17 protein-coding genes are annotated in these 17,641 nt (G+C 41.1%); 8 read left to right on the forward strand and 9 right to left on the reverse strand.

The features are described from left to right. Positions 1–100 precede the first annotated feature (100 nt). The 3 genes from cls (at position 101) to pepF (ending at position 4,842) form a co-directional block, all read left to right on the forward strand. On the forward strand, positions 101–1,615 hold the full coding sequence (gene cls / locus V1497_RS07035; protein ID WP_349410271.1) for a cardiolipin synthase: 1,515 nt from the start codon (positions 101–103) through the stop codon (positions 1,613–1,615). A gap of 96 nt (positions 1,616–1,711) precedes the next feature. Continuing rightward, positions 1,712–2,902: a competence protein CoiA gene (locus tag V1497_RS07040; protein ID WP_349410272.1), complete on the forward strand. Its 1,191-nt coding sequence runs from the start codon at positions 1,712–1,714 to the stop codon at positions 2,900–2,902. Positions 2,903–3,021: 119 nt separating this feature from the next. Next, positions 3,022–4,842, forward strand: a complete 1,821-nt coding sequence (gene pepF, locus V1497_RS07045) for an oligoendopeptidase F (protein WP_349410273.1) — start codon at positions 3,022–3,024, stop codon at positions 4,840–4,842. A 35-nt stretch (positions 4,843–4,877) separates the two neighbouring features. Here the strand turns inward: pepF and V1497_RS07050 are convergent, their stop codons facing one another. The 5 genes from V1497_RS07050 to V1497_RS07070 form a co-directional block, all read right to left on the reverse strand. Continuing rightward, the gene (locus tag V1497_RS07050; RefSeq protein WP_349410274.1) at positions 4,878–5,060 is read right to left on the reverse strand and encodes a hypothetical protein; all 183 of its coding nucleotides are present in this window, start codon (positions 5,058–5,060) and stop codon (positions 4,878–4,880) included. An 85-nt stretch (positions 5,061–5,145) separates the two neighbouring features. Further along, complete coding sequence (locus tag V1497_RS07055; protein ID WP_349410759.1) at positions 5,146–6,036, reverse strand: ClpXP adapter SpxH family protein; 891 nt, start codon at positions 6,034–6,036, stop codon at positions 5,146–5,148. A gap of 54 nt (positions 6,037–6,090) precedes the next feature. Continuing rightward, a complete protein-coding gene (locus tag V1497_RS07060; RefSeq protein ID WP_349410275.1) occupies positions 6,091–6,471 on the reverse strand; it encodes a globin in 381 nt (126 codons plus the stop codon). 187 nt (positions 6,472–6,658) lie between these two features. Continuing rightward, entirely contained in the window at positions 6,659–7,276 is a 618-nt protein-coding gene (locus tag V1497_RS07065; RefSeq protein ID WP_349410760.1) for a lytic transglycosylase domain-containing protein, read from the reverse strand. Between the two features lie 67 nt (positions 7,277–7,343). Then, the gene (locus V1497_RS07070; RefSeq protein ID WP_349410276.1) at positions 7,344–7,937 is read right to left on the reverse strand and encodes a CYTH domain-containing protein; all 594 of its coding nucleotides are present in this window, start codon (positions 7,935–7,937) and stop codon (positions 7,344–7,346) included. Between the two features lie 118 nt (positions 7,938–8,055). Here V1497_RS07070 and V1497_RS07075 point away from each other — a divergent pair, with 118 nt between their 5' ends. Genes V1497_RS07075 through V1497_RS07090 form a run of 4 tightly spaced genes read left to right on the forward strand, consistent with a single transcriptional unit; the run spans position 8,056 to position 10,878 of the window. Further along, the gene (locus V1497_RS07075) at positions 8,056–8,448 is read left to right on the forward strand and encodes a hypothetical protein (protein ID WP_349410277.1); all 393 of its coding nucleotides are present in this window, start codon (positions 8,056–8,058) and stop codon (positions 8,446–8,448) included. A gap of 50 nt (positions 8,449–8,498) precedes the next feature. Then, on the forward strand, positions 8,499–9,125 hold the full coding sequence (locus V1497_RS07080) for a GTP pyrophosphokinase family protein (protein WP_349410278.1): 627 nt from the start codon (positions 8,499–8,501) through the stop codon (positions 9,123–9,125). Between the two features lie 31 nt (positions 9,126–9,156). Continuing rightward, positions 9,157–9,951 (forward strand): NAD kinase, encoded by a 795-nt coding sequence (locus V1497_RS07085; protein ID WP_349410279.1) that lies wholly within the window; start codon positions 9,157–9,159, stop codon positions 9,949–9,951. 24 nt (positions 9,952–9,975) lie between these two features. Continuing rightward, a complete protein-coding gene (locus tag V1497_RS07090) occupies positions 9,976–10,878 on the forward strand; it encodes an RluA family pseudouridine synthase (protein WP_349410280.1) in 903 nt (300 codons plus the stop codon). Positions 10,879–10,909: 31 nt separating this feature from the next. On the opposite strand, the gene prpE is transcribed toward V1497_RS07090, so the two are convergent. Together prpE and V1497_RS07100 are read right to left on the reverse strand one after the other, a co-directional pair. Beyond that, complete coding sequence (prpE, locus tag V1497_RS07095) at positions 10,910–11,650, reverse strand: bis(5'-nucleosyl)-tetraphosphatase PrpE (protein ID WP_349410281.1); 741 nt, start codon at positions 11,648–11,650, stop codon at positions 10,910–10,912. 427 nt (positions 11,651–12,077) lie between these two features. Beyond that, a complete protein-coding gene (locus V1497_RS07100) occupies positions 12,078–13,262 on the reverse strand; it encodes an FtsW/RodA/SpoVE family cell cycle protein (RefSeq protein WP_349410282.1) in 1,185 nt (394 codons plus the stop codon). 197 nt (positions 13,263–13,459) lie between these two features. Between V1497_RS07100 and mgtE the strand changes: the two genes are divergently transcribed. Continuing rightward, a complete protein-coding gene (gene mgtE / locus V1497_RS07105; RefSeq protein ID WP_349410283.1) occupies positions 13,460–14,812 on the forward strand; it encodes a magnesium transporter in 1,353 nt (450 codons plus the stop codon). A 51-nt stretch (positions 14,813–14,863) separates the two neighbouring features. On the opposite strand, the gene V1497_RS07110 is transcribed toward mgtE, so the two are convergent. Then, positions 14,864–16,054 (reverse strand): PqqD family protein, encoded by a 1,191-nt coding sequence (locus V1497_RS07110; RefSeq protein WP_349410284.1) that lies wholly within the window; start codon positions 16,052–16,054, stop codon positions 14,864–14,866. A 1-nt stretch (position 16,055) separates the two neighbouring features. Further along, positions 16,056–17,201 (reverse strand): ThiF family adenylyltransferase, encoded by a 1,146-nt coding sequence (locus V1497_RS07115; protein WP_349410285.1) that lies wholly within the window; start codon positions 17,199–17,201, stop codon positions 16,056–16,058. Positions 17,202–17,641: the final 440 nt, after the last annotated feature.

Here is a 17,641-nt window from a genome sequence, read left to right on the forward strand (position 1 = left end):
GAACGCCGATTTTCGTCTGAATTTCGGCGTTTTCGTTTTTTACATCAATCATTGTTGCAGTGGTCATTTTTTATTTTTTAGGACTTGAGGGATTGTCGTCATGTTTAAGAAAACGTTGCAGGTTCTTTTGTTCATCATACTTATCGTTACAGTATTCATCCTGACCAAACCGTATTGGGAAAACTGGATTCTTGGTGCATTAAGTCTCTTTTTTACTTTTTCAGCCTTGTTCATAGGCATTGTAATCTTCCTTGAAAACCGACACCCTTCACAAACCTTGACGTGGTTTGTCGTGTTGGCTGCATTTCCGCTTGTCGGGTTCTTCTTTTATATGCTATTTGGAAGGAACTACAGGAAAAAGAAAATGTTCGACCAAAAAGCGTTGACGGATGAAGAAGCATTCTCAAGATTTGAACAGAATCGTCCGATCGATGATGCACAATTGCAAATGATGGGTGATCACCAGAGATTATTGTTCAAATTGGCACAAAGACTTGGTAAAAGTCCGATATCCTTCAATACGGAAACCAAAGTGCTTACAAATGGTGAAGAAACGTACCGATGGATTATAAAAGAATTGAGAAATGCTAAGGAACACATACATATGGAGTATTATATCGTCAGAGACGATAAGATTGGCCGAGAGATCCAGGAAGTCCTCATTGAAAAAGCGGAGGAGGGGCTGGAAGTACGGTTTTTATATGATGCTGTCGGCAGCTGGAATTTATCGAGAGGGTATATTGACACCTTACGTAAAGCTGGGGTACAAGCTGTTCCATTTCTTCCTGTAAAGCTCCCGCTACTGAATAATAAAATCAACTACCGTAATCATCGAAAAATCGTTGTGATTGATGGAAATCTTGGATTTGTCGGTGGTCTGAATATTGGAGATGAGTATCTTGGACTCAATCCTTCATTTGGATTCTGGCGTGACACTCATCTGATGGTAAGTGGGGAAGCGGTCCGGAGCCTTCAGTTGATCTTTTTACAGGATTGGTATTCAATGACTGGAGAAACTTTACTTGAGCCGAATTACCTTTCTCCGGAAATCCCGACGAAGGCAATAAGTGGCGGGGTCCAGATGATTTCAGGGGGACCTGATCATCAGTGGGACGTCATTAAGAAGCTTTTTTTCTCAATGATCATCTCCGCCAAAAAGTCGATATGGATCACTTCGCCTTATTTCATACCTGATGAAGATATTTTGAATGCGCTCCGTGTAGCGGCTTTAAGTGGGATTGACGTCCGTCTCCTGTTTCCTGCCAAGCCGGACAAACGATTACCTTTTTATGCCTCCAGGTCCTATTTCCCGAGCTTACTGGAGGCAGGTGTACAAATTTATGAATACAATAAAGGGTTCCTGCATAGTAAGATCATCATCGTGGACAATGAACTTGCCTCTATTGGGACGGCGAACATGGATATGAGAAGCTTCCACTTGAATTTTGAGGTGAATGCCTTCTTATATCGAACAGAGAGTACCATGGATCTAGTTGAGGACTACTTAATGGATCTTGAGGATTCGACTCAGCTCGTCCATGAATCCTTTGCCAACCGACCTTTCTATTACAAACTGATTGAATCGACATCGAGGCTGTTATCTCCGCTGTTGTAATAAAATATAAAAAGAACCTTCCAAACATTGGAAGGTTCTTTTGTTTATCTGGCGAATACCAACTGTATGAAATAATTCCATAAGAGGGGTGGTTCCTTGTTAACCGCTTTAAGAGAAAATGGTGAACTCCTTAATCTTGCTATTCCTCAGAAAAAATCGACACTTCTGGATATGAAGAATAACGAACAGTTCCGATGTCCGGTGTGTAAGAGAAAGATGATGATTCGTCTCGGGGAAAAGCGGATTTGGCATTTCTCACATGAAAAAGGCAGTATATGTCGTGCTGATTTTGAACCTGAGTCCATGTATCATTTGTTTGGGAAGAAACAACTGTACCAGCAGCTGGTAAATCAATCTCTAAATGTCGAATTGGAAACGTATTTACCGCACCTTAAACAGCGCCCAGATTTGTTTGTGACGAATCTATCTCCACCTATTGCCATTGAATATCAATGTGCAACGATTCCCACCGATCTCCTCTTCAAACGAACCACCACCTTCCTGAAAGCAGGTATTCTCCCTTATTGGATCCTTGGAAAGAAAAGACTTAACAACGTTTCAAATCATCTTTATCGCTTTGATGAGCTGTCTGTCCAAGCTCTCTGTTGGATTGAACGATCAAACTCTTCTCCCTTTCTACTGTATTATTGTCCTCTCACTTCAGCGTTCACGATGTTATATGGAATTTTCCCCTTTTCAACGAATACATTTTTCGCTTTACATGAAATATTCTCTTTAAACCGATTCAAACTTCCCTTCTTTTTAAAAAATCCATCTTTACGTTTTCCAAACGAGTTTGTAGACCTGTGGATCCAGAAATTGACCAATGCCAGACTTTATTTACATGTTAATAAACAAGCCTCAGTTATATCCTTGAAACGGATGTTCTTGAATAGAGGAATCACGCCTTGCCTTTTTCCGTTAGAAGCTGGAATGCCATTGAAACATGGGATATGGTTCGAGACACCAGCGTATGTTTGGCAGAGTGTCTTTTTGGTTGAAATCCTTCATCCATTTCCGTTAGATACTTCTTTTGAATTCAGAGATGTGTATAGAGGATTTGTAACTCATATGCCCATCTATAAAATCAAAATCCGTAAGGGATTGAATATGCCAGATAGCCATTTCTCCTATGCACTCATGGATTACCTTTGCTGGTTGAGTAAAATTGGGATCCTGAAGAAAACTGGGAAGGCAACATTCCGGAAGAAAAAAGAGATTCGATTTCCAAACACGATTGAAGGAGTGGAAGATAAGGTCAGACAAATGATTCTTTCGTGTAGATGAAGGATAATAGAGGTGGTGCTAGAATTTATATGTAGTAGGTATGTTTTGTAATTGATGAAGGATACCTTTACCATTGACCTGTAACCGTTAATCGGGAAAAGAAGGAGGATGTAATCATTATGGCAGAACAAGCAGTAAAATCACTTCCTAAAAGAGAAGAAATACCAGTTAAGGATACGTGGGATCTTGAAGCTATTTTTGAAACTGATGAGGTATGGGAGGCTGAATTCAAGAAAATAAAAGAGTTGATCCCTCAAATTGATCAGTATCAAGGAAAGCTTGGAGAATCAGCAGATGTTTTGTATGAAGCTTTACAATTACAGAATGAAATCACAATGCGTTTAGGAAAGCTCTATACATATGCTCATATGCGTTATGATCAAGACACGACAAATTCATTTTATCAAGGGTTGAATGACCGTGCTTCATCTTTAGCAACTGAAACGAGCAGCCACCTTTCATTCATTGTGCCGGAAATCCTTTCGCTTGAAGAAAGTATTATCCGCTCTTTCGTTGAAGAAAAAGAAGAATTGAAGCTTTATGAACATATGCTTGATGAAATCAATCGAAGTCGACCGCACGTCCTTTCCCAAAAGGAGGAAGCACTTCTTGCAGGAGTCAGTGAGGTTACAAACAGCTCCAGTAATACTTTTGGAATGCTGAATAATGCGGATATGAAATTTCCGACGATCAAGGATGAAAATGGGGAAGAAGTCGAAATAACGCATGGCCGTTATATCAGATTCTTAGAAAGTGATAATCAAGAAGTCCGCAAGAATGCCTTTGAGGCAATGTACGGTACGTATGATAAGTTCAAGAATACATTTGCTAGTACCTTGAGTGGGACGGTCAAGAAAGACAACTTTAATGCACGAGTAAGAAAATACGATTCTGCGAGACAGGCAGCGTTGGATTCGAACAATATTCCAGAACAGGTCTACGATAATCTGGTTAAAACGGTGAACGATAATCTTCATCTGTTGCATCGTTATGTGAGGCTCCGTAAGAAAGCTCTGGAGCTTGATGAGCTTCATATGTATGACCTTTATACCCCGATTGTGAAGGATGCTAAGATGGAAATTCCTTATGATGAAGCGAAGGAGCTTGTCCTGAAGAGTCTTGCACCGATGGGTGAAGGGTATGTCGATATCGTACGAGAAGGCTACGAGAAGAGATGGATCGATGTACAAGAGAATGTTGGTAAGCGAAGTGGTGCCTATTCTTCTGGAGCGTACGGAACGATGCCATACATCTTGATGAACTGGCAGGATAACGTGAATAATTTGTTCACACTTACTCACGAAATCGGTCACTCCGTGCACAGCTATTACACAAGGGAAACACAGCCATATCCATATGCGAACTATTCCATTTTTGTCGCAGAGGTTGCTTCCACGTGTAATGAAGCATTGCTGAACGATTACTTGCTGAAAAATACTGAAGATAAGAAGAAAAAATTATACTTATTGAATCATCATCTTGAAGGATTCCGTGGAACTGTCTTCCGCCAAACGATGTTTGCAGAATTCGAACAGTTGATCCATGAACGTGCGGCTGAAGGTGAAGCGTTGACACCTGAATTATTGACAAAGCTATATTATGAGTTGAATGAAAAATACTTCGGAGAAGATATCATCATCGATGAAGAAATTGGATTAGAGTGGGCAAGAATTCCTCACTTCTACTACAATTACTATGTCTATCAATATGCAACTGGATTCAGTGCTGCCGCTTCCCTTTCTAAACAAATTCTTGAAGAGGGAGAACCAGCAGTCGAACGCTACCTCGAATTCTTGAAGGCAGGAAGCTCGGATTATCCGATCGAAGTCTTGAAAAAGGCAGGCGTGGATATGACAAGCAGTAAACCAATCGAAGACGCACTATCTGTGTTTGAGGAAGTATTGGATGAAATGGAAAAATTGCTGTTTGAAGAACAATAATACGAAATCAAAAGGGCTGACATTCGTCAGCCCTTTTATATTTTGAAGCCTTTGAATTTATTCCGATTGTTGAAACGGACCAATAGATGGAAGATGGACAGAAAGAGTAGAGGGGTGGCGATGAACAAAGGGAAGATTTTTAATAAACCAAGGACGACAAGAACAAAGCTTACAAGCACGGCAAAGAGGCCGATCAACGTTCTATAGGTGACTGGCATATTATCCATCTCCTTTCCTTACTATCGTATGAGTGCTTCCTGAAAACATGCTTATGGGTAGCGGAAGATATAAAAAAGCCATCCTTTAAGAGGATGGCGATTGAATATAACGCCAGAACGTACCATGTTTTACAGGAACCCGCTCGACGATTTGTTGTAATGTCAGTTTCTTCATTTCGTTTTCCACTTCGCGATAGGAAAGGTTGTAGACCTCAGAAATTTCCTTTGTAGCAACGAATCCATATCTCCTCAAAAACTCTTCTAATGGAGGTGGAGAGCATTTTTCAGGTAATTCGCCAAGAAGTTCTTCCAGAATATGCACGTAAACATCATAGGAATACATCCCTGTTATTTTGATTCCTTCATTGGACGTATCACTGAAAAAAACGAGGGACGGAAGTTGATTGACTTCCATTTCTTGAGTGGTTTTCACGTCGCATTGGAATGCTTTCACAGCTGTTTCAGAATGTAGGTCTTTCTTGAATTCTTCTACATCCAAACCTGCTTCCTCCGCACAGCTTGTGAGGACGTCCAGCTTTGTGATGTTCTGCTTTTGCAAGAAGAGGACTTCTCTCAGTTTCCGTAAGAAAAGCATCCCGCTTGTTTTACCTTGTAGTTCTGCAGCTTTTACAGCTATTGATGCGATATAGGGAGTCTGAATTGGATCTTCAAACCAAACGTCACCATCACATGACATACCTGATCGATTGGCCGTAATCTCCCATTTCTTTGCGACATCTTCCTTTGTACACATCCCGTTTCGTTTCTGGACGACAGAATTCCAATAATCGATACGTCCGCCCATCAGATGTCTCAAGCGAAAATGGGTGCCGTATTCGATTTGCAGTTTTTTTATTACGGGTTCCAGCCCCCAGCATTCTGGACATAAAGGATCCACGAATGAATAGATTTCAATCGGTCGTTTCTTGGGAGAAAGAGGAAGTTCGCACTCTTCACATTCAGTTTCAGATGACATTTTTGTGTTCGATCCATTTTCAAGTGCCAATGGTTATTCTCCTTTCTCTCGTTCTTATTCAGGATGGTTAACCATATGATAAGCCGTCATCGTCAATCGGCTGATTATTTGTTCCTTATAGGGGCTTTCCAAATCTACTTCTTCCATCGCTTCTTTCATACATGACAACCATGCCTCAGCTCGTGTTTTTGTTATTGGAAATGGAAGATGTCTTGCACGTAACATTGGATGCCCATGTTCCGCCGTGTATAGCGTAGGTCCACCAAGAAATTGAGTCAAAAATTGTTTCTGTTTACGCATCGTTTCAGTTAAGTCATCCGGAAAAATCGGTGCTAGGTCCGGGTGGTGCTGCACGCGGTTATAAAAAGCTTCTACCAGTTTTTCAATCATATGTGATCCACCAATGTTTTCAAATGGTGTCTGTTGATTATCCATAAATTGTAACCTACCTTATTTTGTTCCAAGAAGTTCATACTTATTTTAGCAATGCTGTCCTTCATTCGGCAAACAATCTGATTGAGGGACTTATTTATGAAAGGTGAGTCAGTCGAATGCGGAATAAAAAAAGAGTGAACATGATGAAGACTTGAGCGTCTTCCCGTTCACCCTTACAGGTCTGAATTTATACGTTTAGATAATTGTGCATCACTTTCTTCACATAGTTGGTGGTTTCGTTGAATGGTGGTATTCCATTATATTTTTCTACATTTCCTGGTCCAGCATTATAAGCGGCAAGCGCTGTCTGGATATTGCCATCGAAACGATCGAGCATCTCACGAAGATACTTAGCGCCGCCCATAATATTGTCTTTTGGATCATATGGATTCTTGACATCCAGCCATTCTGCTGTCTTAGGCATAAGCTGCATAAGTCCCATGGCACCAGCAGGGCTCGTACTTAACGCATTATAATTCGACTCCTGCTTGATGACAGCATGGATCAGCGAAGGGTCAAGCTTATATCTTTCAGCAGCTTCATTTATGTAGTTGGAATAAGGTTTGTCATGTGTATCTGACTGTATTCTGTCCAGTTGCTGTGGCTTTTGGAGCTGCCCGAGTGCAAATGGCTTAGCAGATGAATGGATCATTCTCCGGTTCGTTACAGGCTGTAGCAAGGATTGTAGCTCTTGCTGGAATAAAGGATTCCAGGAAAGGCGCGGTAAAGAAGGACCGCTTCCATTATTGAATCGACGGATGGATTGAAGGTGAAGAAAGGATTGTATCCACTGGCTATTCATGATCATCCCTACTTTCTTAAGTACCCTCATCATACCAAATGATGTCAGTTCACAACAGTTGGAATTTCATTTAGGAGAGAGATTCTTTATGATCAAAAAAGCGTTTAATCTTATTCGGGGTTTCTCTCAAAGGGATTTGAAATTTCTGAAGCAATTCTTTAAATTCCTTTTCACCTTGTTTCCGGTTTGGAACCTCGAACTCCACTTCAAAATCTTCAACGCTTAAATATTTTGAATGGTCTAAGACAAGAAGACCGGATTCATATGGACGCTCATGACGTGAAGTCATTAAAGATCCTGAACAGTGCAGGCTTGATGGTTGAATTTCGAACGTCTTTTCGATGTGTCTTAATACTTCACTTTCTGGAGTCTTCGTTCCTTCAATCATATGACGTGCTTCATCTTCTGTCAGCGTGTCGCTGAACTCCATTAGATCTTCGCCATGAGGCTGTTTCAGCGTCAACGTATACGTGTTTTGTTTTTTCCTGATCCGGAGCGCACTTCCGTTTTTCTTGAGTGTATCGGCATCTGTATCGAAATAATAATTCGTTTGAGTTGTGAAGGATGTTTCAGGAATGGAAAAGTAATTCATCAGGTCTTGGAATTCTTCCTTAGTCAATAGGTTCTTCAGTTCAATTTCAACTTCTTGATTCAAAATGAGCACCTCGATTAGCAATTTTTCCGTGTTATTATCTCATATCCATAAAGGGTCTACAATTATTATCAAGCTGGAAAATATGATACACTTATAGTTGGTAATCAGATTTATACATAGGAGGACCATGATGACTACAAGACTAGAAGTGACATCAACTGAGATACAGGACAACATCATACAATTCAATACAAACAGTGAAAATCTACCTGAGAACTTAACATTGGAACCATCTGGACAAGTTCTTGTAGACTCGGATTCCCTATCATTCATTTATATATTAGAAACGGACGACAGCTTCATCTATGTGTCCATTCCAAAGGACCACTGGACCGGGCTGAAGAAAGTCATGGAGGAAGAGAAAGAAGCTGTCTTGAATCTATCGGACCATCAGACCATTTCATTAAAAGGTTTGAAGGATGAGATGGATTACCTTACACAGAACATTTCAGGGAATGCTAATTACGGAAGTGAAATGATGAGCAGTGTGGAGGAGATCTTCCAACCAGAGAAAGACTAGATCTTCTCTTCACTCAGATTTCCCGAATATTAAATTTCGGTGGTGGTAAGATGGACTGGAACGTTCTATTGAATCCTTATAAACAAGCAGTGGAAGAACTTAAAATCAAACTTAAAGGCGTAAGGGAACAATGTCTCATTGAAAATAAACATTCGCCGATTGAATTTGTCACGGGCAGAGTGAAGCCGATTGCAAGTATACTGGATAAGACGAAACGGAAGAACTTATCATTGGATGAAATTGAAACGGAAATCCAGGATATTGCTGGTATCCGTATCATGTGCCAATTCGTTGATGATATTTACGCTGTCATCCATCTGTTAAGTAATCGGAAAGATCTCAAGATCATTGAAAAGAGAGATTATATAACCAATAAGAAACCAAGTGGGTATCGTTCTTTCCATGTTGTTGTTTCGTATCCAGTTCAAATTGGTGAAGGTGAAAAGCATTTGCTCGTTGAAATACAAATTCGTACATTGGCGATGAATTTCTGGGCGACCATTGAGCATTCTTTAAACTATAAGTATTCCGGCGCAATTCCGAAGAACATCGAGAACCGGTTGCAGCGTGCAGCAGAGGCTGCATTCCGACTAGATGAAGAAATGTCGCTGATTAAAGGTGAAATTCAAGAAGCGCAAAAGATCTTTGAGCAGAAAGAGAAGCGGAAGCTTACATAATCGACACTAGTAAAGTGAGGATTTGATAGCCATGAAATTTTCGATTATATCAAAAGGTGATGAAACATCCGCAAAGCTTGAAAAACGGATCAAATCTTATTTGTTGGATTTCGACCTGTCTTGGGATGAGAAGGAGCCGGACATCGTCATATCCATCGGTGGAGACGGAACCTTGCTTCATGCGTTCCACCATTATATTGAGCGTGTCGATGAAACGGCTTTTGTCGGTGTGCATACTGGTCATCTCGGTTTTTATGCAGACTGGACGCCGGAAGAGGTAGAAAAGCTTGTCATACATATCGCAAAGACACCTTTCCAAATTGTCGAGTATCCGTTACTGGAAGTGACTGTAAGATATCTGAATGATGACAAAGAGAGCCGCTATTTGGCGATGAACGAATGTACAGTAAAGAGCGTGGAGGGCTCACTTGTCATGAATGTGGAAATTAAAGGTGAGGAGTTTGAAACATTCAGGGGAGATGGTTTATGTATCTCCACACCTTCAGGAAGTACGGCCTATAATAAGGCTCTAGGTGGAGCAATCATCCATCCATCCTTACCGTCCATCCAACTGGCAGAAATGGCATCAATCAATAACCGTGTATTCCGTACTGTAGGATCGCCGCTCGTCCTGCCTCAGCATCATACGTGTCTGTTAAATCCGGTCAACGATGTCGACTTTCATATTACAATCGATCATCTCTTTCTCCTGCATGAAAAAGTCAAATCAATACAATGCAGAGTAGCTGAGGAGAAGGTACGATTCGCCCGATTCAGACCGTTCCCATTCTGGAAAAGAGTCAAGGAATCCTTTGTAAAGGAATAATGAAAGGAAACGAGTAGAAGGAATATGAAGCAAACAGCGTTTTCATGGTCGGTCGATTTTTCTGAGGCGGGCATGTTATTGCGAGATTATCTCATCAGGAAGAAAATGATTTCCAGACAGGCATTGACAGACATCAAGTATAAGGGAGGCGCACTCTTCGTAAACGATGAGAGTGTTACGGTAAAACGTCGACTATGCGAAGGTGACGTTGTGAAGGTCGTATTCCCCAAAGAGGAAATCAGCCTTTCCATGGAACCTGTTTCAATCCCTTTGAAGGTTTTATATGAGGATGAACATTTCCTTGCTGTCAATAAGGCGCCTTGTCTGCCTACGATTCCTTCTCGGTTTCAAAACGATGAATCCCTTGCTCAAGGGGTTCTTCATTATTTTCAGGAGAATGGAATTCCATCTACGATCCATACGATCAACCGCCTGGACCGAGACACCTCTGGAATCGTCCTTTTCGCCAAGCATCGTTACGGGCATTCCTTGCTCTCCCGCCAGCAACAATCAAGGAAGCTCAACCGTACGTATGTTGCCCTTTGTCATGGTACACCCGCCATTGAAAAAGGAATGATCGATCGACCGATTGGCAGAAAAGAAGGGAGTATCATTGAGCGTTGTGTAACGGACGGGGGCCAGCAGGCGATTACACGTTATGAGCTGAAACAGAGCTATGAGGACTATTCCCTTGTGGAGCTGAAACTGGAAACGGGGAGAACCCATCAAATACGGGTTCATATGGCCTCCATCGGATATCCTTTGCTTGGAGATGACTTGTATGGCGGTGAGCGATCCATGATTGATCGTCAAGCTCTCCATAGCAGGACGATGCGATTTTACCACCCATTCAAAGAGAAAGAGGTAAATCTTGAAGCACCTATTCCAGATGATATGAAGAAGTTGATCCAAAGAGAAAGAGGATGACCCGAGCGGTCACCCTCTTTCGTTTTTTATATCAATCATCGAAAGATCTAAACTTTTCTTCAACGACCGGCATGCTTGATGGAACGGAGACGGTTGTATCTTCAGGATAACGATAGGCTGTTAAGCTGCCCCCGAACACACATCCTGTATCAATATTGATCGTATTGCCCGCACGGCGTGGTTCTTTCACTGGTGTATGTCCATAGACGATGATTGGATCACCGCCGTACTTCTTCGCCCAATCTCGTCGAATAGGCATGCCATCCTCATGTCTTTCTCCTGTAATATCACCGTAAAGGACGAAGGTCCGTACTCTCTTATGGGTATGGCCAATCAAGTCTTCTCTTATGCCAGCATGGGCGACGACTAATCGATTTTCATCAAGTTGTAAATAAAGAGGAGCAGCTTCAAACATTTTCTTGAAACGTTTAGAAACATCTTGTTTCTGCTTGGACGATAATTGATTGAACTCTTCTACAGTTGTCTCAAGTCCATGTTTGATCTGGACATTCCGGCCTAGGAAATAGCGATACAATTTGTCACAGTGATTCCCAGGAGAATACAATGCGGTGTCTTGTTTAACAAGTCGGTATACAAACTCAATCACTTTAATGGAAGCAGGACCACGATCCGTCAAATCACCAAGGAACACCAACTTCCTTCCTTCAGGATGCGATAAGTCTCCATCGTGATTTTGGTAACCGAGTTTTTCAATCAGCTCAATCAATTCATTGTAACAACCATGTATATCCCCAATGACATCGTATCTCATAATTTCACCTCTTGGTAATGATATCCGTATGAAGATTATTTATAAAATAACAAAAGTGGAAGGAAAAAGCACCTGCAGGCTGACCGGAAAATTCGATTACTCTTATTTTATGCTAGAAATCTGCTGAACTTGGAACGATTGAAGCTGTTTTGAGCGATTCACAAGCCCTTTTTTCTTTTTACTGGCCGATTTAGCATCGAAATGGCTTTGTACTCCGTTAAAAAAGGACGAAGCAGCAGTTTATCTACCAAAAATGAAGATTTATCTACGAAAAATTGAAATTATCTACGAAAATTCAGGATTATCTACAAAAATGAAGAATTACCTACAAAAACATATATTTATCTACAAAATGGATTTTCAGGTGGAAAAAAGTGATTCGAGCCGCCAAAACTTAAAAAGCACCTGCTTGAAGCAGGTGCTTTCTTCAATCAAACATATAATTCCGTGTTCGCGACCTGACATTCAATACAAGTCCGATGGCAATCATGCTGGCTAGGATGGAGCTTCCTCCATAACTGAGAAACGGCAATGGAATACCTGTAATCGGTAAAAGGCCGATTGTCATACCGATATTTTGGAAAACCTGGAAGGTGATCATGCCGATGACGCCTGCACATAAATAACTTCCGAACGGATCATTACTTTCCAAAGCAGTCTGGATGATCCGGTAAATTAATAGGAAGAACAATGAAATTAGGAAACTGGTCCCCATGAACCCGAATTCTTCACCGACAACTGAGAAGATAAAGTCGGTTTGTGGTTCTGGGATGGTAACATTTCCTCCTGTAAAGCCTTTCCCATATAATTGGCCTGATCCAATCGCTAACAGTGATTGGACAAGCTGATAACCTTCCTCTTGATCAAATTCATACGGTTGAAGCCAACCGTAGAACCGGTCAAGCTGATAAGGCTTTAAAAGATAGGTAGTGAAAAATTCCGTGAAATATAAATAGATTAATACTAATGACGTAATAACAGCTGTCAATAAGAACGACAACAGCAGTATGATTCGCCACCGAATTCCCGAAACTAACAATAAGCTTCCGATAATGGCAATGAACACCATTGTCGTCCCGAGGTCGGGTTGTTTGACGACAAGGAGGACAGGAGGAAGCGAGACTAAGGCGACCTTTCCTACGAGAAGGAAATCATCCTTTATGGTTCGATTCTTATATTTTTCATTGTGGACAGTGATCAAATTGGCGATTGTAATGATCAATGCGACCTTCATGATTTCAGAAGGCTGAAATGCTACTCCGCCATATCGGTACCAGCTGTGAGCTCCGTTGATGTTAGGAACAATCGCTTGAGGTGTACCTGCGTTCGGATCGACTAAAGGAATAATCGCAATTCCGAGCAAGAGAAACATACCAGCGCCATAGATATACCAGGACAACTTCAAGAATTGATCGAAGTCCAGGATCATCACAAATGCAATGGCTACGAAACCAACTGCATACCAGACCAATTGTTTAATGACAAAACTTGGTTCGTAGAGACCGACTGCACTATAGATCGCTATGCAGCTTGAACAGATCAAAAGAAATAAGATGAAAAGTAGGTTATAATCAATTTGTTGAAAAGGGGATTCTTTTTCTTGGTTTGTCATGCGTGCTACCTTCCTTACTTAGAAGTTCAATCAAAATCATAACATCTTTTTACTGAAGGAACTATGCATTTCATGAAAATAAATTGAAAACATCCCTATGAAAATTGACAAAGTTGAGTCTGTTTCTTAGGATTAGACTGTTACATAGTTGATTAAAATGATCAGTAACAATGTACCCTGAAGAGAGGGGGATCTAGATGGAACAAATGGAGGATTACGAGTTTCAACATGTCATTGATGCATTGGACAGGGAGGACATTGATCAGTTTCGTGCCGATTTTCTCGACATGCATCCATATGACCAAACGAGACTCTTTAGGGAACTAGGTGATGAACAACGTATCCGTTTATATGGATACCTTTCACCTGAGGAAATGGCTGAGATATTTGAGAATATTGACATAGAAGACACAAAGGCATACTTATTCGAGATGCAGCCGTTTTATGCGGCTGAAATGCTCGGTGAGATGTATGCCGACGATGCTGTAGACGTGTTGAATGATCTCGAGGCTGAACAGCTAGCCAGTTATTTGACGATCATGGATGACGAGGCTGCTCAAGAAATCAAAGAGTTGCTTCATTATGAGGAAAAAACGGCCGGAAGTATCATGACCACCGAATTTGTGTCGATTCGTGCCCACCAAACAGTAGTGGAAGCGATGCAAATCTTGAGGAAAGAAGCACCGGACGCCGAAACGATTTATTATGTGTTTGTCGTCGATGAAATGAAGAAGCTTGTCGGAGTCATTTCATTGAGGGATTTAATCATAGCTGATGAAAACACTTTCGTTTCGGAGGTCATGAATGATCGAGTCGTATCCATTTCGGTGGGGGAAGACCAGGAAGAGGCGGCGCGCATGATGAGAGACTATGACTTCCTTGCTCTACCCGTTGTTGATTTCCAGAACCATTTATTGGGAATCATTACAGTCGATGATATTGTCGATGTCATCGATGAAGAAGCATCTGAAGATTATTCCAAACTTGCCGCAGTATCCGATATGGACACCGTCGACCGAAATCCGATGCAGGCAGCGAAACGGAGACTGCCATGGTTGATCATCCTGTTATTCTTGGGAATGATAACCGCAAGTTTAATCGGACAGTTTGAAGATACGATCAACCAAGTCGCTATACTCGCAATCTTCATTCCGCTGATTGCAGGAATGGCAGGAAATACCGGGACTCAAGCACTGGCAGTAGCCGTCAGAGGAATTGCAACAGGAGAAACAGATAAACAAGATTTGAAAAGTCTCATCCTCAGAGAAGCCGGCACTGGTTTGATTACAGGAACAACCTGCGGAGTTGTCATTACCGTAATCATATACTTATGGCAAGGTTCGATTCATCTCGGTCTTTTGGTAGGAGTCTCCATACTCCTTACATTGATTGTCGCGACACTTGCTGGTGCTTTAATACCGTTGATGATGCATAAGATGAAAATCGATCCTGCGGTTGCATCCGGACCATTCATCACAACCATTAATGATATCATCAGTGTTCTGATCTATTTCGGAATGGCGACTGCCCTCATGAAGTACCTTATATGAAGAGGCTAAAAAAAAACCTTTGGAGACCGTGAAACGGCACCAAAGGTTTTTTCAGTCTACTTGAACGGAACGCTTGTCTTTCATGAAATTGTATTTCGTCCTTGCTCCTTTGAGCCATAACAACCCATTTACGATTGAAATGGTGACAATAAGCAGCCCGTCCCAAAAATAGAAGCTATTCAACTCATTCTGAGAGATTTGATGGAAGGTATTCGTAGCTACTGTGTAAAAACCAGGTGCAGAGTAAAAGACGAACAGAAGGATAGCGATACTTGCACCAATAGCATACAATCCTGTAAAGACTTGTACATAGTTTCGTTCAACTTGGTTCAGTTGTTCACGTAATGGGATTTCGCCGTGATTGATTCCTAATCTTTCTTTCAAAAAGAGTTTCGCATAATCATGTAAACCTGGAACATTAATCATATTCATAAGAATGTAGTAAAGATCCGTCCGTAAGAAAATCAGACAGTGCCATCCGAACCTGAAAACTAAGATGAAAGCTGTCAGTTCCATTAGTTGTGGATAAAAAGCAGGGTTGGATAATTGAACAATCAACGCGATGAACAACATGATTCCGTCAAAGAACATTCCCCCAAGATAAGGAATGTACCTCTGATTCTTTGGAATGGACCAAAGTCCTGTCATATCCGCTTCAACGACAAGCCAATATAATCGTAAGCTCAATCGGAAAGTAACCGGTATCCCGAGTCTGACTGCAGCGAGATAGTGACCGATTTCGTGGAGAATAGTCAGTCCCCAGGATAAAACAAAAAGTACCAAGAGGCTAAGGCCCATGGATTCAAATACGAACATATCTTCATAGGATGGTAACAATGCAGGCTTATAGATAAACAAACCGATACACGATAAAGATAAGATCACATAGAGGGGAATTGTGATCGGGTTATAAAAGACCATTCCTAATCTCTTCACGTTTTCATTGAATGGAACCGAAGTATTTTCTGCTTCTTCACAAGCTTCCCCATCAATTTCTGCAACGAGACCGATCTCCTTAAGATCAGTTACAAACTCACTAACATCCACATCGATCTCTCTTTTTTGGAGTTGGGTTGTAATTTCCTCGATGGTGTTTGTACCATCCAAGAGCTCGATGATTGCTACGGCCTCATAAGGAACTCGTATGAACGTACCTGTTATGGAGGAACCAACTGTATATTCATCTCCATCCTTCTGGACAGAGAGATCGACAGTCACTTTTGATTCAGGGGTAAGTATCATGTTAAACGACTTCTCTTTCCTTTTTTGATATGGTCAATAACGTTTCTAAATCTACTGGCTCTCCTGCTTCAGGAGTCCTGCTCCCACAGGTTGGACAATCATCGTGTTTTTCCCAATTGGTAATGGATGTCATCTGATAGGTGATCGTATCCAATTCATAAGTTGAGGAGTGGGGAGTACGATCCGCGAATCCTCCCAGATGCTTTGCGATCTCATTTGTTAATAGACCGGTCAAAATTGCGACATTAGGTGGATAAGCTGTATTCCGCTTCTCAAAAGAAACCCCATAGACAGACTTCAACTGGTGCTCGAATTCGCTGCTTTTTCGAAGTGAATCAATCAAACTACAGTCGTAACAGCCACCTTCATCAGAGATAAACTTCTGCCAAAGGATTGTTTTGTTTCCTAATCCACCTTGGAGGAAAGGCTTACGATTCTTCACGCATGCAAAATTGACCCATCTCGTTGAGAGGATAGTAGGTTGATCGATTCCATTCACGATGATATCTGCTTGTTTGACCAGTTCATCAATGCAGCTCGCGTTTACCACTTTTAAGTTATGTACTTCAATTTCTATGTCCTTATTGATTTTTTTTAGACGTTCTCCGGCTGCTACTGTTTTCAGCGTTCCGATTTCATCTTCTGAATAAAGGAACTGTCTGTTCAAGTTGCTTAGTTCTACCGTATCGTAGTCCAGCCCGATGATCTTGCCGACACCTAATCCAGCAAGGCTTGCAGTCAGCATACTGCTTCCGCCGAGACCCAAAACGAGCACGGTCGAATCCTTCAATCTTTCCTGAAATACGTATTTATTTGTTTGGAGATCAGCAAAATTGGAATAGTAATTGATGTTCGCTCGATACCGTTCCTGGTCATGATCACTCAAGGTAGCGATTCTCGTCCCATCGGCATCTTCTATTAGTTTATGTTCATCCAATTCTTCGATCATATCCATGACTTCCTGTTCGGAAACTTGGTGTTCAGCAGCAATATCAGTAATGGATTTTGTACCATCGAGGGAATGTAGAATTTTTCTGATGGTTCCGTCTGCATCTTCAATCTCAAGGCTGCCGTCCTCTAAACCGATTTGAATTTTATCTTCTTGTTCAATGATTGGGGTATAAATCACTTTAAATAACGGTTTCAACACACTTCCTCCTCATTGAAAAATATATGTCTGTAAATGAAAGTAGAAGGGCCAGTCCGATATGCCGTACTCTCCATTGTTGATTTATGTAAAAAAACGATGCTGGAGTGGAGTTTGGCTTGAGTCGGATAGTCCCTTCTACATGGATCCATTTAAGTTATTAATGGATTACCAGTTGTGACGTACAAGTGGTACTAGCTTTTCAACTTTTTTGATTTTGATCTTTTTCATAAAAAGTCCCTCCTTTATGTAAAGTTTCAAAATTCTATATCTTTTGTAAAAATATAGAACTTATATATTTATAATATTTTAAAAACTTACACATTTCAATATATTTCTTATAAAATCTCCAAAATATTTTTCGACACCTATATTATTAAATATATTTACATTTTGATGGTGGGTTTTCTTATCGCTTTTCCCTGGTCCTCATTTGGAAA

The sequence above is a fragment of the Pseudalkalibacillus sp. SCS-8 genome (assembly GCF_040126055.1).
GTDB lineage: Bacteria > Bacillota > Bacilli > Bacillales > Fictibacillaceae > Pseudalkalibacillus > Pseudalkalibacillus nanhaiensis.